This is a genomic window from Agromyces aurantiacus, from assembly GCF_016907355.1.
GTDB lineage: Bacteria > Actinomycetota > Actinomycetes > Actinomycetales > Microbacteriaceae > Agromyces > Agromyces aurantiacus.
The window spans coordinates 543,371-563,189 of sequence record NZ_JAFBBW010000001.1 but is presented as its reverse complement, the minus strand read 5'-3'; the positions used below and the strand labels follow the sequence as shown (position 1 = coordinate 563,189).

Below are 19,819 nucleotides of genomic sequence, written 5' to 3'. Positions count from 1 at the left end.
GGGTCGCCGTCGCGAGCACGCCGAGAATACGCTGTCCGATCGCCTCCGACGGTCCTAGTGTGGTGGCCATGACCCGAGCCGACACGGCTGCCGAACTGCGCCGCCTCCACGCCGACGACGAGCTCCTCCAGGTCGTGAACGTGTGGGACGTCGTGAGCGCCAGGGTCGTGGCCGCGCTTCCCGAGACGCGCGCCCTCGCGACCGCCAGCCAGTCCATCGCCGCGACCTTCGGGTACCCCGACGGCGAGCGGATCCCCTTCGAGCTCATGCTCGACATGGCGGGCCGCATCGCGCGCGCCGTGGACGTGCCCGTGAGCGCCGACCTCGAGGCCGGCTACGGCGACCCGGGCGAGACGATCCGCCGGGCGATCGGCGAAGGAATCGTCGGGGCCAACCTCGAGGACGAGCTGAAGCCGCTGGCCGCCTCGGTCGCCGCGGTCGAGGCCGCCGTGGCCGCCGCCGAGGCCGAGGGGGTGCCATTCGCCCTCAACGCGCGCACCGACGCCTGGCTGCGTGGGCGCGACCGTCCGCGCGAGGTGTGGGTCGCCGACGCGATCGAGCGCGGCCGCGCCTACCTCGACGCGGGCGCGACGACGGTCTTCGTCCCCGGCGACTTCGGGGAGGAGGTCGTCGCGGAACTCGTCGACGGCCTCGGCCGGCAGCGGCTCTCGCTGATCGGGCTGCCACTCGTGCCGCCGCCCGACCGCTTGCAGGCGCTCGGGGTGGCTCGGCTCTCGTACGGGCCGTACCCGCAGCGCGTCACCCTCGAGGCCCTGCAGGACCTCGCCGGCATGCTCTACTCCGGCGGCGTGCTGCCCGCCGCCATCCGCCCGCTGAACTGACGGGGCGCGCCATCGCGCCCCCTTCGTCCGACCGCGCCGCAGCACCTCGCCGAGGAGACACATGACCGAGGGCATCCCCATCGAAATCGCCGGACTGACCAAGCGGTTCGGCTCCGTCACGGCGGTCGACGACCTGACCTTCACTGTGGAGCCGGGGCGGGTCACCGGGTTCCTCGGCCCGAACGGGGCGGGCAAGACCACGACGCTGCGACTGCTGCTCGGCCTCGAGCGTCCCACAGCGGGCACCGCGACCATCGGCGACGCTCGCTACCGCGACCTGCGGCGACCGCTCGAGACCGTGGGTGCGGCGCTCGATGCGGCGTTCCACCCCGGACGCACCGCCCGGGCGCACCTCCGCGTGATGGCCGCAGCCGCCGGCATCCGCGCGCACCGCGTCGACGAGGTGCTCGAGCTGGTCGGGATGCGCGAGTTCGCGCAACGGCGCGTCGGCGGGTTCTCGCTCGGCATGCGGCAGCGACTCGCGCTCGCGACCACGCTGCTCGGCGATCCCCGCGTGCTCGTCCTCGACGAGCCCGTGAACGGCCTCGACCCCGAGGGCATCAAGTGGATCCGCGGCTTCCTGCGCGGCCTCGCGCAGGAAGGCCGCACCGTGCTCGTGAGCTCGCACCTGCTGAGCGAGGTGCAGCAGTCGGTCGACGACGTCGTGATCATCTCGCGCGGGCGCCTCGTGCGCTCGGGTTCGCTGTCCGACCTCGAGCTCGACGCCTCGCCGCGCACGGTCATCGACTCGCCCGACCGGCTCCGGCTCGCCTCGGCGCTCGACCAGGCCGGCCTCGAGTACACCGAGGGCCGCAACGGTCTCATCGTCTCCGAGTCCGATCCCGCGGTCGTCGGCCATGCGGCGTTCGTCGGGGGCGTCGAGGTGAGCGCACTGCATCGGCTGAAATCGGGGCTCGAGGAGTCGTTCCTCGCGCTCGTGAACGGGGGCGGTGAGTGATGGCATTCCTGCGTTCGCTCGGTGCGGAGTTCCTGAAGGTCCTCACGACGCGTATGTGGTGGCTGCTCGCCATCGTGCTCGTCGTGTACGTCGCGATCATGTCGGGCGGGTTCGGCGCGTTCCTCGGCTGGTCGATCGAGAATCCGGATGCCGCGGCCGCAGCGGGCGGCAACACGGCGCTGCCGCCCGGGGTCGACCTCGCACCGCTCCTCTACAGCTTCGCCTCGTCGATCGGGTACGTGTTCCCGGTGCTGCTCGGCGCGCTCGCCGTCACCTCGGAGTTCCGGCACCGGACGCTCACGACCACCTTCCTCGCCGAACCGCACCGGTCGACCGTGCTCGCGGGCAAGTTCTCCTCGCAACTCGTCGTCGGCGCGGTCTTCGGCGTGATCGGCTTCGCGACGTCGGTGGCGACCGGGGCGGCGGCCCTCGCCGCGTTCGACCTCGACACCGGCCTCGACTCGACCGACACGTGGGCGCTCGTCGGGCGCGGCGTGCTGGCCATGGCGCTGTGGGGCACGATCGGCGTCGGGCTCGGCGCACTCGTGCCCAACCAGGTCGCCGCGATCGTCATCGTGATCGCGTTCACCCAGTTCGTCGAGCCCGTGCTGCGGCTCGCGGCGTCGCTGAACGAGACGACCGCGACCATCGGCCGATTCCTGCCCGGCGCCGCGAGCGACGCACTCGTGGGCGCCTCGCTCTACAACGTCGCCTCGCTCGGAAGCACCGAGACGCTCGAGTGGTGGCAGGGCGGCCTGGTGCTGCTCGGCATCGGGGTTCTGACCACGATCATCGGCGGCGCGACCACGTGGCGGCGCGACGTGACGTGACGTCATCGAGGCGGCGGATGCGCGTAGCATCCAGCCATGAGCGTCCTCGGGATCGTCGCCGTGGTGGTCGTGGCGCTGGCCGCGCTGCTGCACATCTACATCTTCGTGCTCGAGAGCATCCGCTGGATGCAGCCGAGCACGTGGCGCATCTTCAACGTCCGCAACCGCGAGCAGGCCGAGATCCTGCGCCCGATGGCCTACAACCAGGGCTTCTACAACCTGTTCCTCGCGATCGGCGCCATCGCGGGACTCGTCCTGTTCGTCGACGGCACGCTGGTGTACGCGGCGCGGGCGCTCATCCTGTTCTGCACCGCGTCGATGACGGCGGCAGCGATCGTGCTGACGACCACGGGGCCGGGGTACCTGCGACCCGCGCTCATCCAGGGCACGCTGCCGCTCATCGGGTTCGTGCTGTTCCTGCCGTTCTGAGCCGGCCGGTCAGTCGCCGCTCGTCTCCTCCTCGGCGAACACGTCGTCGGCGACGTGATGGCCGGTGGGCACCTCGACGCGGAGCTTCTCGACGAGCTCGGCCGCCCGGTTGGTGCTCAGCACGAGCCGCGCGAACTCGCCGCCCGAGAGCTCGAGCACGACCGCCTGTCGCTTGCCCTTGACGAGCACGAAGTCGCTGCCGCCGTGGGTCTTCCAGACGCCGACCGCGGCGACCAGCGGCACCTCAGTGCCCCGGCGGCGGATGCCTCGCAGCCAGATCCACGGGTCGTCGGTGATGATGGCCGAGCGGATGTCGTCGCGCTGCACGATCACGTCGGCGCTGCGGAACGCGAGCGACTTCTCGACCGGCGTGAGGTGGACCTCGAGCCGATCGTTGTGCACGCGGAGGGTGGCCATAGGTCCCATCCTGCCCGACGTGCTCGCGGCCCGCGTCGTCGACGCTCCACAAAGGCGGGATCGGTTCCGTTGCCGGAACCTCCGATGCGCGGCTCGTCGGGCCGCCCCTCGGGCGCGCAACGCAGGAGCGGAGTGCGTGTCGGGGCGCGACGCGCCGCCCGGTTGCGCGACGCGCCGACTCTGCGCCTGCGTCGTGCAGGGGCGGCGCGGGGGGGGGGTGGCGCGGGTGTGTCGCGCCGCAGGGTGCCGCGGGGTGGCGCGGTGCGGATGGCGCGTGCGCGCGGCCGGCGACGCGTCAGGCGGCGGGCGGGCGGGCGGATGCCGCGGCGCGCGCTGCGGCCGGCAGCGCGCCGAGGATCCGCGAGACCGCCTCGTCGTCGTGGGCGGCCGTCACGAACCACGCCTCGAACACGCTCGGCGGCAGGGAGACGCCCGCGTCGAGCATCGCGTGGAAGAACGGCGCGTAGCGCCACGACTCCTGCGCGAGCACGCCCGCGTAGTCGCGCGCACCGCTCGAGACCGACTCGCCGAAGAGGAAGCTGAACAGGTTGCCGGCGTACTGCACGGCGTGCGGCACGCCCTCGGCCGAGAGCGCGGACGAGACCGCCTGCGAGATCGTCTCCGAGACCTCGTCGAGCCTGGCGTACACGGCGTCGTCGGCGAGGCGCAGCGTCGTCACGCCCGCGGTCACCGCGACCGGGTTCCCCGAGAGCGTTCCCGCCTGGTAGACGGGGCCGAGGGGCGCCAGCCGCTCCATGATCTCGGCGCGTCCGCCGAGCGCGGCGACGGGCATGCCGCCGCCGACGACCTTGCCGAAGGTGACCAGGTCGGGCGTGTACGCCGTGTCGACGTGCTCGCCACCCGCGTCGCTGCGCCCGTTCGGCGTGCTGTGCGCCCATTCACCCGGCGCAGAGGGCGCCGACGTGGCGCGCGCGTCGGCGCCGGCGGCGGACTCGAGGCCCCACCATCCGGCCTTCGAGACGCGGAAGCCCGTGAGCACCTCGTCGCTGATGACGAGCGCGCCGTGCGCGTGCGCGAGCTCGACGAGCGCGCGGTTGAAGCCGGGCAGCGGCGGGACGACGCCCATGTTCGCCGCGGCCGCCTCGGTGATCACGGCGGCGATGCGGTCGCCGTGCTCGGCGAACACCGCGCGTAGCGCATCGAGGTCGTTGTACGGCACGACGAGCGTGAGCGCGGCGACCGCGGCGGGCACGCCGGCCGAGCCCGGCAGCGCGAAGGTCGCGAGGCCCGACCCGGCCTCGGCGAGCAGGCCGTCGGAGTGGCCGTGGTAGTGGCCGGCGAACTTCACGAGCAGGTCGCGCCCGGTGAAGCCGCGGGCGAGGCGGATGGCGCTCATGGTCGCCTCGGTGCCGGTCGACACGAGTCGCAGCTTCTCGACCGGCGCGACGCGCTGCTCGATGAGCTCGGCGAGCTCGGTCTCGACGGGCGTCGACGCGCCGAACGACAGGCCGCGCGCCGCGGCATCCTGCACGGCCGCGATCACCTCGGGGTGCGCATGGCCGAGGATCGCGGGCCCCCATCCGGCGACGAGGTCGACGTACTCGCGGCCCTCGGCGTCGGTCACGTACGGGCCGCGCGCCGACACGAGGAAGCGCGGCGTGCCGCCCACCGAGCGGAACGCGCGCACGGGCGAGTTCACCCCGCCCGGGATCGCGGCCTGCGCGCGGGCGAACAGGTCGGCGTTGGTGGTCGTGGCGGTGGTCATCAGTCGATCCCCTCCCGGATCCATCCGGCGAGCTCGGTCGCCCAGTAGGTCAGCACGGCGTCGGCGCCGGCACGGCGGATGCCGCGCACGGACTCGATCACGGCGCGACGGCGATCGATCCAGCCGTGCATGGCGGCGGCCTCGATCATCGAGTACTCGCCCGAGACCTGGTACGCCCAGACAGGGACCTCGCTCGCGGCGGCGACATCCGCCAGCACGTCGAGGTACGAGCCCGCGGGCTTGACCATGACGACGTCGGCGCCCTCGTCGATGTCGATCATCGCCTCGCGCAGGCCCTCGCGGCGGTTGCCGGGGTCGAGCTGGTAGGTGCGGCGGTCGCCCTCGAGCGTCGACTCGACCGCGTCGCGGAACGGGCCGTAGAACGCCGACGCGTACTTCGCCGAGTAGGCGAGGATCGCGGTGTGCGTGAAGCCAGCGCCGTCGAGCGCGTCGCGCACCGCCGCGACCTGGCCGTCCATCATGCCCGACAGGCCCAGCAGCTGCGATCCGGATGCCGCCTGCACGAGCGCCATCTCGCGGTACCGCTCGAGCGTCGCGTCGTTGTCGACGCGGCCGAGGGCGTCGAGCACGCCGCAGTGCCCGTGGTCGGTGAACTCGTCGAGGCACAGGTCGGTCTGCACGACGAGCGCGTCGCCGACCTCGTCGGCCACGACGCGGGTCGCGATGTTCAGGATGCCGTCGGGGTCGACACCGCACGAACCGGTTGCGTCGCGGGTCTCGGGCACGCCGAAGAGCATCACGCCGCCGACGCCCGCGGCCGCGGCATCCGTCACCGCCTGCTTGACGGAGTCGAGCGAGTGCTGCACGACGCCCGGCATCGAGGCGATCGGCATCGGCTCGGACACGCCCTCGCGCACGAAGATCGGCAGCACGAGCTCGGCGGGGTCGAGGTGGGTCTCGGACACGAGGCGGCGCAGGGCCGGCGTCTCACGCAGGCGGCGCGGCCGCACGCGGGGGGCGGGTGCGGAAGTCACCCGCCAAGCCTACGCGCGCCCGGCTGGGCAGCAGGTGGGCGCGGCCTGCACGGGAGCGCCGGGGCGCGGCGCGCCTCAGACGGTCTGCGTCGCGGCCTGCACGACCGCGTCGATGAGCGACTCGGCCGAGCGCTCGGCGGCGATCACGTCGATGCGCAGGCCGAACTTCGCGGCATCCTTCTGGGTCTGGGGGCCGATCGCGGCGACGAGGGTGCGCTCGGGGACGGGGCCCAGCTGCGCCTGCACCTGCTCGGCGACGCTGCCCGACGTGACGAGAATGGCGTCGACCTTGCCGGCGCGCACGTCGTCGATGACCTTCTGCGCAACCGGCACGCCGACCGTGCGGTAGGCGACGACCGCCTCGACGTGGTGCCCGATGCGCTCGAGGCCGACCGAGAGCACCTGCTTCGCGATCGCCGAGCGGAGGGCGAGCACGCGCAGCGGCTTCTCGCCGTTCGTCGCCGCCTCCCATTCCTCGAGCAGGCCGCGGGCCGAGTTCTCCTCGGACGGGACGATGTCGGCGCGGTAGCCGGCCGCGACGAGGGCGGCCGCGGTGGTCTCGCCCACCGCGGCGACCTTCGTCGAATCCGGGATGATCGCGCCGTACGAGGAGAGCACGTCGACCGTGGTCGCGCTCGTGACCGTGACCCAGTCGAATCCGCCGGCGGCGAGCTTCGCGAGCGCCGCCTCGAGCGCGGGCTGGTCGTCGGTCGGCGCGAAGTTGATCATCGGCGCGATGATCGGCGAGGCCCCGCGGGAGCGGAGGGACGCCGCCACCGCGTCGCCCCAGGGTCCGCCGCGCGGCACGAGCACGCGCCATCCGGCGAGCGGCTTGCCTCCACCGGCTCCGGGCAGGTGGATCGCGCCGGTCATCGGTTCGAATTCGGTCACGGCGACTCCTGGGCAGGTGCGAGGTCGGCGGCGCCGTTGCCGAGGAGTTCCGCGACGACGCGCTCTGCGACGTCGCGGGCCGCGTCCGCCAGGTCGGCGGCCGAGCGGCTGTCGGGGGTGGCGGCGTGCGAACTGGTCAACGACCGCGTCCCGTCGGCACTGTACACCGTCGCCGTGAGGAACAGAAGTTCGTCCTCGACGAAGGCGGTCGCGCCGACCGGCGCCGCGCATCCCGCCTCGAGTCCGGCGAGCACGAGGCGCTCGGCGAGCACCGTGGCGCGCGTCGTGACGTGGTCGACGGCCGCGAGCCCGCGCTCGAGCGGACGGGAGGCGCGCTCGTCGCGCACCTCGAGGGCGAGCGCGCCCTGGCCCGGTGCGGTCGGCCAGTCGGCGAGCGGGAAGCGCTCGGTCGCGGCATCCGATCGGCCCAGCCGGCCGAGGCCCGCCGAGGCGAGCAGCACCGCGTCGAGTTCGCCCTGCTCCACGAAGCCGAGCCTCGTGTCGATGTTGCCGCGCACGTCGATCGCGGTCACGTCGGGTCGCGCGAGCCCGAGTTGCGCGATGCGGCGCGGCGACCCCGTGCCGATCCGCGCGCCTTCGGGCAGCTCGGCCAGCGTGAGGCCGTCGCGTGCGCACAGCGCGTCGCGCGCGTCGGCGCGCTTGGGCACGGCCCCGAGCCGGAGGCCGGGGTGTTCGGCGGTCGGCAGGTCCTTGAGCGAGTGCACGACCACGTCGCACTCGCCCGCGAGGAGGGCCTCGCGGAGGGCTGCGGCGAACACGCCGGTGCCGCCGATGGCCTGCAGCGAGGCGCGCGACGTGTCGCCCTGCGTGGTGACCGTGACGATCTCGATCTCGGCATCGGCCGCCGCGCCCAGGCGCTCGGCGATCTGGCGGGTCTGCGCGAGCGCGAGCGCGCTGCCGCGCGTGCCGACGCGGATCACGTCGCGTGCCGTCGCGGCGGGGCTCACGGCGCGATCCCCGCCAGGGCCGGCTTGAAGCCCAGCCGCGCATTCTCGCAGCACCCGGGCCGGCAGACGTCGTACCAGGGCCCGAGGTCGGTCAGGTGCGGGCGCTCGGCCGTGGGCGTGCCGTTCACGCGCTCGAGCACGAGGTCGACCAGGCCCGAGACGTACGCCGGGTGCACGCCGGGCGTCGGCACGCGGATGGCGGCGAGCCCATGCTCTTCCGCGGTCTCCATCGCCTCCTCGTCGAGGTCCCACATGACCTCCATGTGGTCGCTCACGAACCCGAGCGGCACGATCACGACCGCCTTCCGGCCGGCGGCGGGCAGCTCGGCGATCGCGTCGTTCACGTCGGGCTCGAGCCACGGCTGGGTGGGGGGCCCCGAACGGGACTGGTAGACGAGCTGCCAGGGCACCTCGGAGGCGCCGGCCTCGCGCATGACGACCTCGGCGACCGCGGTGTGCTGCGCCGCGTACGCGCCGCCCTCGCCGAACCCGCGCTCGGCGGGGCCGGACTTCGCGGCATCCGCAGTGGGGATCGAGTGCGTGGCGAACAGCACCTCGACCTGCGTGGCGCGGTCGAGTCCGGGGTGCTCCGCCTCGAGCTCGGCGAGCGCGTCGCGCACGCCCTCGATGAACGGCGTCACGAAACCGGGGTGGTCGAAGAACTGGCGCACCTTGTCGATCTGCACGACACCGGCCAGGCCGGTGTCCTCGAGCGCATCGGCGTAGTCCTCGCGGTACTGCCGGCAGCTCGAGTACGAGCTGTACGCGCTCGTCGCGATCGCGATGAGCTTGGTGAAGCCGCGCTCGCCCGCCTCGCGGAGGGCGTCGTTCATGTACGGGTCCCAGTTACGGTTGCCCCAGATGACCGGCAGGTCGACGCCGCGGCGCGCCAGCTCGGCCTCGAGCGCGGCCTTGAGCTGGCGGTTGTGCTCGTTGATCGGGCTCACGCCGCCGAAGTGGCGGTAGTGGTGCGCGACCTCCTCGAGGCGCTCGTCGGGGATGCCGCGACCGCGCGTGACGTTGCGCAGGAACGGGATCACGTCGTCCTGCCCCTCAGGGCCGCCGAAGCCCGCGAGCAGGATCGCGTCGTACGCGACCGGCTGCTCGACGTGCTCGGGCCCGGACTGGGCGGGCTCGGTCGCGCCGGCGACGACCGCGCCCGGTGCGAAGGGAGCGGATGTCGCGGTCGGGGCCTTGACCCCGCGATGCGCGGCGGCCGCCGCGGCCCGCTCGGGCGAGTCGGCGCCCACGCCGCCGAGGTTCGCCGCCGCCATTACTGGAGCACCTCCACGAGCTCGGCGGTCGAGATGCGGCGGCCCGTGTAGAAGGGCAGCTCGTCGCGCACGTGGCGGCGCGCGTCGGTCGCGCGAAGGTCGCGCATCATGTCGACGAGATCGGTGAGCTCGTCGGACTCCATCGGCAGCAGCCACTCGTAGTCGCCGAGCGAGAACGCCGACACGGTGTTCGCGACGACGCCCCGGAATGCGGCGCCCTTGCGGCCGTGCTCGGCCAGCATGCGGCCGCGCTCCTCGGGCGGCAGCAGGTACCACTCGTAGCTGCGCACGAACGGGTAGATCGTGAGCCACGACTTGGGCTCGACGCCCCGCAGGAAGCCCGGGACGTGCGCCTTGTTGAACTCGGCGTCGCGGTGCACGCCCATGGCGTTCCATGTGGGCAGGAGCGCCCGGAACAGGCGGGCGCGCCGCAGTTCGCGCAGCGCCCACTGCAGCCCCTCGGCGGTGGGACCGTGCAGCCAGAGCATCACGTCGGCGTCGGCGCGCAGGCCCGAGACGTCGTAGATGCCGCGGACCGTCACGCCCTCGTCCTGGACGAGGGTGATGACGCCGTCGAGCTCGTCGACGAAACGGGGCACGTCGCGGCCGTCGAGGTCGTCGGGCCGCGCCGGGTCCTTGCGCAGCACGGCGAAGAGCGTGTAGCCCTCGTACGACTGCTCGGCAACGGATTCGGACTGGAACACGTCGGCTGCCCCATCGGCAGCGGGGGAAGACATGGCCCTATCCTCCCCCGGCAACCTGAAAGGACAAAAAACGGGCGGATGTCGCCGTTTCGGCCGTGCGCTGCCTCACCCGAGCAGCAGCGCGGTCGAGTGCTCGAGGTGCTCGCGCAACGCGGCGGGGCCGCGCTCGGGGAGCTCCTCGAGCAGGCGGCGGTGCTCCTCGACGAGGCTCGCGACGCTGTAGTGCGGTCGCGCGTGCAGGATGAACAGCAGCAGCTCGCTGCCCAGCGCCGCGTGCGCCTCGACGATGCGCGGGCTGCCGGATGCCGCGACGAGCGCCGCGTGGAAGTCGGCGTGCAGGCGCTCGACCTCCAGCCACGCCTCGCCCGGTGCCTCGCCCGGCCGGTCGGCGCTCGGGCCGAGCGAGGCCATCGCGTCGACCGCCGCGCGGGCCGGCGCCAGGGCCTCGTCGGGCAGCGTGCCGCCGTACCGGGCGAAGGCGATCCGGACGGCCTCGACCTCGAGCGCCGCGCGCAACTGCTGGAGCGCGAGCACCTGCCGATCGTCGAAGCTCGTCACGCGCACGCCGCGGTACGGCTCCGCGATCGCGAGCCGCTCGGCGACCAGTCGCTGGAACGCCGATCGGACGGTGTGCCGCGAGACGCCGTACCGCGTGGCGGCGAGCTCCTCGCGCAGGGGCGCGTCGGGGCCGAGCGCCCCGCTCAGGATCTCGTCGCGCAGCAGCGCCGTCACGCGCTCGACCGCCGTCGTCGCCGCACCCTCGCGCGCCGTTGCGGCACGGGATGCGGCATCCGTCACCGGTTCGTCACCGATCGAGGTTGGCCCGGACGACGAGCCACACGCCCACCCCGACCGCCGCCACGACGCCGACGGCCGCGGCCATCGCCGCCCCCGGCTGCTCGTCGGCGAAGCGCTGGATGCGACGCTTCGCGCGGCCCGTCGCGCGGGCCACGCGCTTGGGCACGTTGAGCTTCTCCTCGAGGGCGTTCAGGGTGCCCGCGAGCTGGTCGCGGGCGGCGCGCGCGTTGTCGTGCGCCTGCAGTCTGGAGAGGTTGCGCTGCTGCTGCTTGTCGAGCTTCACGACCTCAGTTCCGGCCGCCATACGCACCCCTTCCGGTGATCGCGTCGATGTCCTGGCGCACGCTCTCGATCGACTCGAGGGGCTCGCTGCCGCGGCGGAAGTTCGCGAGCGCGATGCCGACGAGGATCGCGATGATCAGGAGCAGCACGCCCGACACGATGAGCGCCGCCGCCCAGCCGGGCATGACCAGCGAGAGGGCGAGGATGCCGGTCGCGATGAGCGTGCCGAGCAGGAAGATGCCGACGAACGCCGCAGCGGCGACGAGGCCCGCGCCGATGCCGAAGTGCTTGGCCTTGTAGCTGAGCTCGGCCTTGACCTGGTCGATCTCCGCGCGCACGAGCGTGGAGATCTGGTCGGGGAGTTCGCCGACGAGCGTGAAGAGCCCCCGCTCGTCGTTCAGTGGTGCAGCCATCGGGAGTCCACCTCCGAGGATCGATCGATCAGGACGACGACGACGAGCCCGCGCTCGACGACGAACCGGCGCCCGACTTCGACGCGGTCTTCGGCTTGGACGCCGCAGGCTTGGACGCCGCAGGCTTCGACGCCGCGCTCGAGCCGCCTGCGGTCGAGCCGGCCTTCGACGTGGACGACGCCGGACGCGCCGCGGACGACCGCGTGGTCGACGACGTCTGCGACTGCGTGACCTGGGCGACGAGCTTCTTGGCCCCGTCGAGCACGGTCTCGCCGACGTCGCCGGCGCGGCTCATCGCGAAGTCCTTGACGGTCTGGACGCCCTCCTGGACCTTCGGCTGGTTCCAGACGTCCTGGGCGACCTTGCGCATCTGCTCGTAGCGTTCGCGCCCGGCGCGCGTGCCGAGCACGTAGCCGACGCCGAGCCCGACGACGAAGAGGACCTTGCCCTTCATGTGCACCCCATCCCCCGCTGCGGTTCGGATGACAGCAGTCCCTCCAGCGTAGACCCCCGCAAGGCCCGCGCAAGGGGGTTGCGGGCGCTTCGGCGCGATCGTATTCCGTTCGGGCTATGCATCGTCCGCGATACGCACCGCCAGGTGCCGGATGCGTGCGGCCGCCTCGATCGCGTGCGGCACCACGGAGGCGAGCCCCGTTCCGGCGACCCACGAGCCGGTGAGCGCCAGGCCCGTGCGGCCCTCGAGGGCCGCCTCGAGGGCGCGCACGCGTTCGGGCTGGCCGACGGCCGCCTGCGAGAGGGCGTCACGCCAGGCGCTCCGGCCGCATGCCCGCACCTGCGCGACGTCGAGCGACACGCCGAGCAGCGTTGCGGCATCCCGGACCGCGAGTTCGGTCACCGCGGCGTCGTCGAGCCCCGACAGCGGGTTCGTCGCGCCCGCGCGGCCGTACGAGAGCCGCACGACCTGCCGCGGGCCGGCCGACTCGGCCAGCCACGACCACTTCGCCGACGAGTGGGTGAGCGCCTTGGCGGTCACCCCGGGCGCGTCGGCGGCGACGAGCACGCCGGTCCCGCGCGGGGCCGCCGCGAGCTCGGGCGCGTCGAGCACGAGCGTCACGAGCTCGACGGAGGCCGCGTCCGGCCAGTCCTCGGCGAGCGCCGCCTCGGGCGCGACCCCCGCGAGGAGGGCTCGCGAGACGTGCGCCGGCGTGGCGAGGATCGCGAACCGCGCGTCGACCACGACCTCGCGATCGTCCGCCCGGCCGGCGGCGCGCCAGGATGACGCGACCGCGTCGGCGTCGGACGCCCGGGCCGGGCGGGATTCGAGCCTCGTGACCCCGACGCCCGTGCGGACCTCGGCGCCGAACCGGGCGAGCTCCGCGACGAGCGCGTCGACGAGCGTGTGCATGCCGCCGCGCAGGCCGAGCACCGCACTGCCCGCCCGGCGGGCCTCGACGAGCTGCCCGACGCCCCCCGAGAGGGATCCGGCGCGCGTCATCGCCTCGTTCAGGCCGGGCGCGACCACGTCGACGTCGAGGTCGTCGGGGTCGGTCGAGTAGACGCCGGCCGAGATGGGCGTCACGAGCCGGTCGAGCACCGCCGCACCCATCCGCTGGCGCACGAGGGGACCGAGGCGCTCGGCGCGCCCGATCTTCAGGATCGGGATGATGCGGTCGAGCCAGGCGCGCCAGGCTCCGCGCCATCCGATGATCGCCCGCACGTCCTCGCCCAGCGGGTTGGCGGGGATGCCGAGCACGCCCGTGCGCGGCATCGGTGCGGCGCGGAGCTCGCCCCGCTCGCCCCAGGCCAGCCACGCGCCCGCGCGGTTCGGCGGCACGATGCGGTCCTCCAGGCCCAGGCGGCCGAGCAGCTCGGCGACCGAGCCGTTCCGGGTCGCGAAGGACTCGGCCCCGCTGTCGAGCGCGAGGCCGTCGAGGTCGATCCGGCCGACGCATCCGCCCGGCCGACCGGCCTGCTCGAGCACGACGACGCCGAGACCCAGCCGCGCGCACTCGAGCGCGGCGACGAGGCCGGCCACCCCGCCACCGACCACGACGACGTCGGCGCTGCGGTGCTCGGCGTCGGGCCCGGCGCCCGGCCCGTCCTGCGGGTCGGTCATCGCCCGGCCTCGTGCACGAGCGCCACGACCCGGGTGAGCACCTCGGGGTCGGTCTCGGGAGGCACGCCGTGGCCGAGGTTGAACACGTGCGCCGGGGCCGTGCGGCCGCGCTCGATCACGTCGCGCACGGCGACCTCGAGCACCGGCCACGGGGCGGCGAGCAGCGCGGGATCGAGGTTGCCCTGGAGCGGGACGCCCGCGCCGATGCGCTCGGCGGCCACGTCGAGGGGCACGCGATAGTCGACGCCGACGACGTCGACCCCCACGCCCTTCATGGCGCCCAGCAGTTCGCCCGTGCCGACGCCGAAGTGCACCACGGGCACCGAGTGGGATCCGGCCGCGCCGGAGGCATCCGCCGCCTCATAGGTCAGATCGTGCACGTGCGCGAGGGCCGCGGCCGACGCCGGTGCGACGTGCGCCTCGTAGTCGGCGAGCGAGAGCGCGCCCGCCCACGAGTCGAACAGCTGTGCGGCCGAGGCGCCCGCGAGCACCTGCGTGCGCAGGAACCGCCCGGTGAGCTCGGCGGTCCAGTCCATGAGGGCGCGCCATGCGCCGGGGTCCGCGTGCATGAGCGTGCGCGCCGCGAGGTGGTCCTTCGAGGGTCCGCCCTCGGCGAGGTAGGCCGCGAGCGTGAACGGCGCGCCCGCGAAGCCGATCAGCGGCGTCGAGGTCGGCGCGCCCGGCGAGGTGAGCTCCGCGAGCCCGGCGACCGTGCGCTGCACCGCCTCGGTGATCGGGCCGGCCGTCTCGTCGAGTCGGGTCGGGTCGATCGCGGTGAGCTCGGCCACGGCCGCGGCATCCGCGTAGGAGCGCCCGAAGACCGGCCCGCGGCCCGGCTGGATCTCGACGTCGACGCCGACGAGCTTCAGCGGCACGACGATGTCGCTGAAGAAGATGCCCGCGTCGACGCCGTGGCGACGCACGGGCTGCAGCGTGATCTCGGCCGCCATCGCCGGGTCGAGGCACGCGTCGAGCATTCGCGTGCCGACGCGCAGCTCCCGGTACTCCGGGAGCGACCGGCCGGCCTGGCGCATGAACCACACGGGCACGGTGTCGCTGCGCAGTCCGCGGTAGGCGCGGACCAGGCGCGAGTCGTGGGTGAGGCCGGCGGCGAGCGGATGCTGCGGGGAGAGGATCACGCGTCTCATCCTCCCGCATCGGGGCTGGGCGGGGGCTGGGGCGGCGGGGCCGGACGCGCGCGGGGCGGCGGCTCGCCCGACGGCCCGCGTGCCGCGAGCCCGTTGGCCAACCGGAGAACTGGGGTCTGGCGGGAGCGCTCCCACGCCGCTATGGTCGGACGCGTCGTGCGCTCCCGACGCACGGCGACGCGCCGTCGCGAGCCCAGCCCGGCGCGCCTCCGCCACCCACGGAGAAGCCCATCGTGCCCAGCATCGCCTCCCGGTACCGAATCACCCTCATCACGCTGGTCGCCGTCGCGGCCGCCCTGCTCGTCGCGGGCCTCGTGCTCGCCCAGTCCTCCGTCGAGCAGCTCGTGCGCGCGCTCCCCGACGTGTCCGCCGGGCCCGTGGCCGCGGCCGTCGCGGCCGCCACGGCCGTCGCGCTGCTCCTCGCGAGCCTGCGCCGCGGCGCGGCCGCCGCACGCGCGTCGGCCCGTCGCCGCGCCCTCGGCTCGGTGCACGCGGGGGCCGTGAGCTGCGGCATCCGCAACCGCGACCTCATCGCCCGGCTCGACGAGCTGAGCCGCCCCGGCGGCCGGGGCGTCGCGCTACCCGCGCGCTTCTCGATCGTGGCCGACGACGCGGGGATCTCGTTCTGGGGCGGCGGCAGCCGACCCAAGCGCGTCGCGTCCTTCCCGTGGCGCGAGGTGCGCAACATCCGCTCCGACAGCACCGTGGTCGGCGACGCGAGCGTCCCCGTCGCGGTCGTGCGCATACGGCGCGGCGGGGCGAGCATCGAGCTGCCCGTCATGCTGAGCGACCCGCGGATGGGTCGATACGCCCTCACCGAGGCGCCGTTCTTCGCGACCGTGCGTGCCTGGAAGGCGCGGCACCGCGCGGCGCTCGCGGCCGAGGGGCTCGAGCTCCCGCCGCTCACCGGCGCGATCCCCGTCATCCGGTCGGGCGCCGCCGCCTGACCCTCCCCCGGCGGGGTCGGGCCCGGTCGGAGTCGCTTTCGACCACGGGTAGAATCGTCTGGTGCTCATCTGCCTGACCGCGAGCCACAAGAACGCCGGCTTCGACATGCTCGAACGTCTCTCGGCGTCGGCTGAGCACGCCGCCCCCCGCATCCTCGACGGCCACGAGGCCGTCCAGGGCGCCGTGGTCGTGGCCACCTGCAACCGCTTCGAGGCGTACCTCGACCTCGACACCGCCGAGGGCGACTCGCCCGTCGAGGCCGTGCGCGACGCCATCCGCGCGGTCGGCGACGTCGCCTCGCTCGAGTCCGACGAACTCCGGGCGACCTTCGACTTCGTGCACGGCAACGCCGTCGCCGGCCACCTCTTCGCCGTGGCCTCCGGCCTCGAGTCCGTCGTCGTCGGCGAGGGCGAGATCGCCGGCCAGGTGCGCCGCTCGCTCGAGCGCGCCCGCGCCGAGGGAACGACCACGCCCGAACTCGAGCGGCTCTTCCAGCGGGCCTCGCAGACCTCGCGCAAGGTCAAGAACCGCACCGGCATCGGCAGCGAGGGCCGCTCGCTCGTGCGCCTCGCGCTCGAGCTCGCCGAGAGCCGCGTGACCGACTGGTCGGCCGTGCGCGTGCTGCTCGTCGGCACCGGCCGCTACGCCGGCGCGTCGCTCGCGGCGCTACGCGACCGCGGCGTCACCGACGTCGCCGTCTACTCCCCGACGGGGCGCGGCGCTCGCTTCGCTGCGAACCACGACATCGAGGCCGTGGCGTCGAACGAGTACGCCATGGCGGCCGCCGGCGCCGACCTCATCGTGACCTGCACCGTGGTCGAGCACCACGTCGTCGACCGCGGGCTGCTCGAACTCGGCCGCGCCGAGCTCGCCGCCGCCGACCGGCCGGCGCCCGTCGCCCTCCGCCCGGGCCGCGATCGCCCCGCCGACGGGACGGATGCCGCGGCCGATGCACCGCGACAGCTCGTCATCGACCTCGGCCTGCCGCGCAACGTCGACCCCGACGTCGCCGACCTCGCGGGCGTCGAGCTGCTCGACCTGGAGACCATCAAGATCCACGCGCCGCTCGAGGAGTTCGGTGCGACCGACGCCGCGCGCGAACTGGTCGAGCGCGCCGCCCGCAACTTCGGCCGCGTCGGCGAGGAGCTCGACCTCGCGCCGGCCGTCGTCGCCCTCCGGACGCACGTGTTCGACGTGCTCGACGCCGAGATCGCGCGCGCCAGGGCCCGAGGCGACGACGACGGCCGCACCGAGAAGGCGCTCCGGCACATGGCCGGCGTGCTGCTGCACACGCCCATGGTGCGCTCGCGCGAGTACGCGCGCGCCGGTGAGCAGCAGGCCTGGCTCGACGGCCTCGAGGCGATCTTCGGCATCCGCGCCGACGCCGAGGCGGCGGGCGCGATGGCGGGCGCGACGGCGACGGCGGGCGGCGAGGCGCGCCCCGGCGACCGGGGCCACGGCACCGACGACCGTGGCGACCGCGCGGGCACGACGAGGGGCGACGACCGCACCGACGCCGAGGGTCGCGCCGACCGCACCGCGATCTGACGCCCGCCTCACCGCGGGCCGCCCGGCACTGCCTCCGCACCCGCTACGCTGCGTGAGCATGCACGCCCTCCCCGACGAGGCCGCCGACGGCGGCCCTCCCGCGCTGCGCCTCCCGTTCGACATGGCCGTGCTCGAGCACCGCCCGATCCGCACCGAGCGGATGGTGCTGCGTCCGCTCGCGGCATCCGACGCCGACGACGTGTGGGAGTACCAGCGCCTACCCGAGGTGCTCCGCTTCATCCCGTGGCCGGAGCGCAACCGCACGGAGGCACGAGGGCACACCGAGCTGCGTGCCGGGATGCGCCGGCTGCAGGCGGATGGCGACGCGGTGTTCCTCGCCATGGTGCTCGCGGGCGAGCCGTCGCTGCAGGAGGTCGCGAGCGGCCGCGCCCGGCCCGACCGGGTCGTCGGCGACCTCATGGTCCGCGTCGGCAGCCTGCAGAACGCGCAGCTCGAGGTGGGCTGGGTCGTGCACCCCGGGTTCCAGGGGCGCGGCCTCGCCGCCGAGGGCGCCGCGGCGCTCCTCGACCTCGCGTTCGGGCGCTTCGCCGCGCATCGCGTGTACGCGCACCTCGACGCGCGGAACGCGGCATCCGCCCGGCTCTGCGAACGCCTCGGCATGCGACGCGAAGCGACCCTGCTCGAGGAGGAGCACGGTGAGGAGGGGTGGGAGGACACCGCGATCTACGGGATGCTCCGACGCGAGTGGCGGCGGCTTCGCGTCGGCTGACGGGTGACGCTCGCGGCCGGCCCGCGCCTCACCCGACCCGCGCCGCCTCGAGTTCCGCGGCCCTCGCCCGAATCCCGGGTTCGTGCGGATCCACCCGCAACAACCCGGGACTCGCGAGCAGGCTCTCGGGCGACGGGCGCGACGCGAGCAGGATCACCCGTGACGAACCCGACCCCTCACCCGAATCCCGGGTTCGTGCGGGTGCACCCGCACTAAACCGGGACTCGCGAGCGGGCGATCGGGTGCAGCGCGAGCGGCGAGCCGCCGCGAGGCGTCAGGCGCCGACGAGGCGCGCGCCCAAGTACGACTGCAGCTCGGCGAGCGGCACGCGCTCCTGCTGCATGGTGTCGCGGTCGCGCACGGTCACGGCCTGGTCGTCGAGCGAGTCGAAGTCGACGGTGACGCAGAACGGCGTGCCGATCTCGTCCTGGCGGCGGTAGCGGCGGCCGATCGCGCCGGCGTCGTCGAACTCGACGTTCCAGAGCTTGCGGAGGTTCGCGGCGACCTCGCGAGCGAGCGGCGACAGCCGCTCGTTGCGCGAGAGCGGCAGCACCGCGGCCTTGACGGGCGCGAGGCGCGGGTCGAGCTTCAGCACCGTGCGAGTGTCGGTGCCGCCCTTCGCGTTCGGCACCTCCTCGACGTGGTACGCGTCGACGAGGAAGGCCATGAGCGAGCGCGTGAGGCCGGCCGCGGGCTCGATCACGTACGGCGTCCACCGTTCGTTCTTCGACTGGTCGAAGAACGAGAGGTCCTTGCCGGAGTGCTTCGCGTGCGTCGACAGGTCGAAGTCGGTGCGGTTGGCGACGCCCTCGAGTTCGCCCCACTCGCCGCCGGTGAAGCCGAAGCGGTACTCGACGTCGACCGTGCGCTTGGAGTAGTGGCTGAGCTTGTCCTTCGGGTGCTCGAACAGGCGCAGGTTCTCGGGGTCGATGCCGAGGTCGACGTACCACTGGAACCGCGTGTCGATCCAGTACTGGTGCCACTCCTCATCGGTGCCGGGCTCGACGAAGAACTCCATCTCCATCTGCTCGAACTCGCGCGTGCGGAAGATGAAGTTGCCGGGCGTGATCTCGTTGCGGAACGACTTGCCGATCTGGCCGATGCCGAACGGCGGCTTCATGCGCGCGGCCTGCAGCACGTTCGCGAAGTTCACGAAGATGCCCTGCGCCGTCTCGGGGCGCAGGTAGTGCAGGCCCGACTCGTCGTCGACGACGCCGAGGAAGGTCTTCAGCAGGCCCGAGAAGGCGCGCGGCTCGGTCCACTGCCCGCGCGTGCCGCAGTTGGGGCAGACGATGTCGAGCAGGCCGTTCTCGGGCTCGCGGCCCTTCTTCTCCTCGTAGGCCTCGATGAGGTGGTCCTCGCGGAAGCGCTTGTGGCAGTGCAGGCACTCGATGAGCGGGTCGGTGAACACGGCGACGTGGCCCGACGCCTCCCACACGGGCGTCGGCAGGATCACGCTCGAGTCGAGGCCGACGACGTCGTCGCGGCCCTGCACCATCGAGCGCCACCACTGGCGCTTGATGTTCTCCTTGAGCTCGACGCCGAGGGGGCCGTAGTCCCATGCCGACCGGGATCCGCCGTAGATCTCACCCGCCTGGAAGACGAAGCCCCGGTGCTGGGCGAGGGTGATGACGGCGTCGAGACGGCTGGGTGCGGCCACGGTGGCTCCAATGGTCCAAAGCGGAGGGGGTCGGGGCGAATCGCCCGGAGTCCCGTCCATCCTACGAAATGCGCGCGGGCCCGGATGCCGCGGGCTTCGCGCCGCACGGGCGTCGCGACCATGCGCGGGGCCGCGTCGGGTGTACAACAGCCGCGGAGGGCGTCGGCTCGCGGCCGCCGCC

Annotated in this window: 21 protein-coding genes; 7 read left to right on the top strand and 14 right to left on the bottom strand. The window is 73.9% G+C overall.

Features of this window, described 5'->3' with window-relative positions; genetic code table 11:
• Nucleotides 1–68 precede the first annotated feature (68 nt).
• From JOD46_RS02665 to JOD46_RS02650, 4 genes are all read left to right on the top strand, one after another.
• Complete coding sequence (locus JOD46_RS02665; protein WP_204391464.1) at nucleotides 69–842, top strand: isocitrate lyase/PEP mutase family protein; 774 nt, start codon at nucleotides 69–71, stop codon at nucleotides 840–842.
• A gap of 61 nt (nucleotides 843–903) precedes the next feature.
• Nucleotides 904–1,800 (top strand): ATP-binding cassette domain-containing protein, encoded by an 897-nt coding sequence (locus JOD46_RS02660; protein ID WP_204391462.1) that lies wholly within the window; start codon nucleotides 904–906, stop codon nucleotides 1,798–1,800.
• On the top strand, nucleotides 1,800–2,630 hold the full coding sequence (locus tag JOD46_RS02655) for an ABC transporter permease (protein ID WP_204391460.1): 831 nt from the start codon (nucleotides 1,800–1,802) through the stop codon (nucleotides 2,628–2,630). The genes JOD46_RS02660 and JOD46_RS02655 overlap by 1 nt, the downstream gene beginning before the upstream one ends.
• Nucleotides 2,631–2,666: 36 nt before the next feature.
• The gene (locus tag JOD46_RS02650; protein WP_204391458.1) at nucleotides 2,667–3,059 is read left to right on the top strand and encodes a DUF1304 domain-containing protein; all 393 of its coding nucleotides are present in this window, start codon (nucleotides 2,667–2,669) and stop codon (nucleotides 3,057–3,059) included.
• A gap of 9 nt (nucleotides 3,060–3,068) precedes the next feature.
• Here JOD46_RS02650 and JOD46_RS02645 read toward each other — a convergent pair whose 3' ends face one another.
• From JOD46_RS02645 to hemE, 13 genes are all read right to left on the bottom strand, one after another.
• On the bottom strand, nucleotides 3,069–3,476 hold the full coding sequence (locus JOD46_RS02645) for a hypothetical protein (RefSeq protein ID WP_204391456.1): 408 nt from the start codon (nucleotides 3,474–3,476) through the stop codon (nucleotides 3,069–3,071).
• 295 nt (nucleotides 3,477–3,771) lie between these two features.
• Complete coding sequence (gene hemL, locus JOD46_RS02640; RefSeq protein ID WP_204391453.1) at nucleotides 3,772–5,202, bottom strand: glutamate-1-semialdehyde 2,1-aminomutase; 1,431 nt, start codon at nucleotides 5,200–5,202, stop codon at nucleotides 3,772–3,774.
• Entirely contained in the window at nucleotides 5,202–6,197 is a 996-nt protein-coding gene (gene hemB / locus JOD46_RS02635) for a porphobilinogen synthase (RefSeq protein WP_204391451.1), read from the bottom strand. The genes hemL and hemB overlap by 1 nt, the downstream gene beginning before the upstream one ends.
• A 75-nt stretch (nucleotides 6,198–6,272) precedes the next feature.
• Nucleotides 6,273–7,070 carry a uroporphyrinogen-III synthase gene (locus tag JOD46_RS02630; protein ID WP_204396160.1) on the bottom strand — a complete coding sequence of 266 codons (798 nt, stop codon included), beginning with the start codon at nucleotides 7,068–7,070 and terminating at the stop codon, nucleotides 6,273–6,275.
• A 14-nt stretch (nucleotides 7,071–7,084) separates the two neighbouring features.
• Nucleotides 7,085–8,056 carry a hydroxymethylbilane synthase gene (hemC, locus tag JOD46_RS02625; protein ID WP_204391450.1) on the bottom strand — a complete coding sequence of 324 codons (972 nt, stop codon included), beginning with the start codon at nucleotides 8,054–8,056 and terminating at the stop codon, nucleotides 7,085–7,087.
• On the bottom strand, nucleotides 8,053–9,330 hold the full coding sequence (locus JOD46_RS02620; RefSeq protein WP_204391448.1) for a ferrochelatase: 1,278 nt from the start codon (nucleotides 9,328–9,330) through the stop codon (nucleotides 8,053–8,055). The genes hemC and JOD46_RS02620 overlap by 4 nt, the downstream gene beginning before the upstream one ends.
• Entirely contained in the window at nucleotides 9,330–10,067 is a 738-nt protein-coding gene (gene hemQ / locus JOD46_RS02615; RefSeq protein ID WP_204391447.1) for a hydrogen peroxide-dependent heme synthase, read from the bottom strand. The genes JOD46_RS02620 and hemQ overlap by 1 nt, the downstream gene beginning before the upstream one ends.
• A gap of 72 nt (nucleotides 10,068–10,139) precedes the next feature.
• A complete protein-coding gene (locus JOD46_RS18860; RefSeq protein WP_204391446.1) occupies nucleotides 10,140–10,832 on the bottom strand; it encodes a GntR family transcriptional regulator in 693 nt (230 codons plus the stop codon).
• Between the two features lie 7 nt (nucleotides 10,833–10,839).
• On the bottom strand, nucleotides 10,840–11,136 hold the full coding sequence (locus JOD46_RS02605; protein ID WP_204391445.1) for a DUF3618 domain-containing protein: 297 nt from the start codon (nucleotides 11,134–11,136) through the stop codon (nucleotides 10,840–10,842).
• Nucleotides 11,120–11,527, bottom strand: a complete 408-nt coding sequence (locus JOD46_RS02600; RefSeq protein ID WP_204391444.1) for a phage holin family protein — start codon at nucleotides 11,525–11,527, stop codon at nucleotides 11,120–11,122. The genes JOD46_RS02605 and JOD46_RS02600 overlap by 17 nt, the downstream gene beginning before the upstream one ends.
• Nucleotides 11,528–11,555: 28 nt before the next feature.
• Complete coding sequence (locus JOD46_RS02595; RefSeq protein ID WP_204391443.1) at nucleotides 11,556–11,981, bottom strand: YtxH domain-containing protein; 426 nt, start codon at nucleotides 11,979–11,981, stop codon at nucleotides 11,556–11,558.
• 114 nt (nucleotides 11,982–12,095) lie between these two features.
• Nucleotides 12,096–13,604 (bottom strand): protoporphyrinogen oxidase, encoded by a 1,509-nt coding sequence (gene hemG / locus JOD46_RS02590; protein WP_204391442.1) that lies wholly within the window; start codon nucleotides 13,602–13,604, stop codon nucleotides 12,096–12,098.
• Nucleotides 13,601–14,752, bottom strand: coding sequence for a uroporphyrinogen decarboxylase (hemE, locus tag JOD46_RS02585; RefSeq protein ID WP_204391440.1), 1,152 nt, complete (start codon nucleotides 14,750–14,752; stop codon nucleotides 13,601–13,603). The genes hemG and hemE overlap by 4 nt, the downstream gene beginning before the upstream one ends.
• Before the next feature lie 233 nt (nucleotides 14,753–14,985).
• On the opposite strand from hemE, the gene JOD46_RS02580 reads away from it, so the two are divergent.
• From JOD46_RS02580 to JOD46_RS02570, 3 genes are all read left to right on the top strand, one after another.
• Nucleotides 14,986–15,699, top strand: a complete 714-nt coding sequence (locus JOD46_RS02580; protein WP_204391438.1) for a hypothetical protein — start codon at nucleotides 14,986–14,988, stop codon at nucleotides 15,697–15,699.
• Between the two features lie 61 nt (nucleotides 15,700–15,760).
• Nucleotides 15,761–17,248, top strand: a complete 1,488-nt coding sequence (locus JOD46_RS02575; protein ID WP_204391436.1) for a glutamyl-tRNA reductase — start codon at nucleotides 15,761–15,763, stop codon at nucleotides 17,246–17,248.
• 58 nt (nucleotides 17,249–17,306) lie between these two features.
• Nucleotides 17,307–17,978 carry a GNAT family N-acetyltransferase gene (locus JOD46_RS02570; RefSeq protein WP_204391434.1) on the top strand — a complete coding sequence of 224 codons (672 nt, stop codon included), beginning with the start codon at nucleotides 17,307–17,309 and terminating at the stop codon, nucleotides 17,976–17,978.
• A 274-nt stretch (nucleotides 17,979–18,252) separates the two neighbouring features.
• Here JOD46_RS02570 and JOD46_RS02565 read toward each other — a convergent pair whose 3' ends face one another.
• Entirely contained in the window at nucleotides 18,253–19,638 is a 1,386-nt protein-coding gene (locus tag JOD46_RS02565) for a glycine--tRNA ligase (RefSeq protein WP_307834879.1), read from the bottom strand.
• Nucleotides 19,639–19,819 lie beyond the last annotated feature (181 nt).

Coding starts and splice junctions, on each gene's coding strand:
- JOD46_RS02595 (WP_204391443.1), bottom strand. CDS start 11,981: ATGAAGGGCAAGGTCCTCTTCGTCGTCGGGCTCGGCGTCGGCTACGTG.
- hemG (WP_204391442.1), bottom strand. CDS start 13,604: ATGACCGACCCGCAGGACGGGCCGGGCGCCGGGCCCGACGCCGAGCAC.
- JOD46_RS02600 (WP_204391444.1), bottom strand. CDS start 11,527: ATGGCTGCACCACTGAACGACGAGCGGGGGCTCTTCACGCTCGTCGGC.
- JOD46_RS02645 (WP_204391456.1), bottom strand. CDS start 3,476: ATGGCCACCCTCCGCGTGCACAACGATCGGCTCGAGGTCCACCTCACG.
- JOD46_RS02655 (WP_204391460.1), top strand. CDS start 1,800: ATGGCATTCCTGCGTTCGCTCGGTGCGGAGTTCCTGAAGGTCCTCACG.
- JOD46_RS02605 (WP_204391445.1), bottom strand. CDS start 11,136: ATGGCGGCCGGAACTGAGGTCGTGAAGCTCGACAAGCAGCAGCAGCGC.
- hemL (WP_204391453.1), bottom strand. CDS start 5,202: ATGACCACCGCCACGACCACCAACGCCGACCTGTTCGCCCGCGCGCAG.
- hemE (WP_204391440.1), bottom strand. CDS start 14,752: ATGAGACGCGTGATCCTCTCCCCGCAGCATCCGCTCGCCGCCGGCCTC.
- JOD46_RS02650 (WP_204391458.1), top strand. CDS start 2,667: ATGAGCGTCCTCGGGATCGTCGCCGTGGTGGTCGTGGCGCTGGCCGCG.
- JOD46_RS02660 (WP_204391462.1), top strand. CDS start 904: ATGACCGAGGGCATCCCCATCGAAATCGCCGGACTGACCAAGCGGTTC.
- hemQ (WP_204391447.1), bottom strand. CDS start 10,067: ATGTCTTCCCCCGCTGCCGATGGGGCAGCCGACGTGTTCCAGTCCGAA.
- JOD46_RS02630 (WP_204396160.1), bottom strand. CDS start 7,070: ATGACCGGCGCGATCCACCTGCCCGGAGCCGGTGGAGGCAAGCCGCTC.
- JOD46_RS02570 (WP_204391434.1), top strand. CDS start 17,307: ATGCACGCCCTCCCCGACGAGGCCGCCGACGGCGGCCCTCCCGCGCTG.
- JOD46_RS02665 (WP_204391464.1), top strand. CDS start 69: ATGACCCGAGCCGACACGGCTGCCGAACTGCGCCGCCTCCACGCCGAC.
- JOD46_RS02620 (WP_204391448.1), bottom strand. CDS start 9,330: ATGGCGGCGGCGAACCTCGGCGGCGTGGGCGCCGACTCGCCCGAGCGG.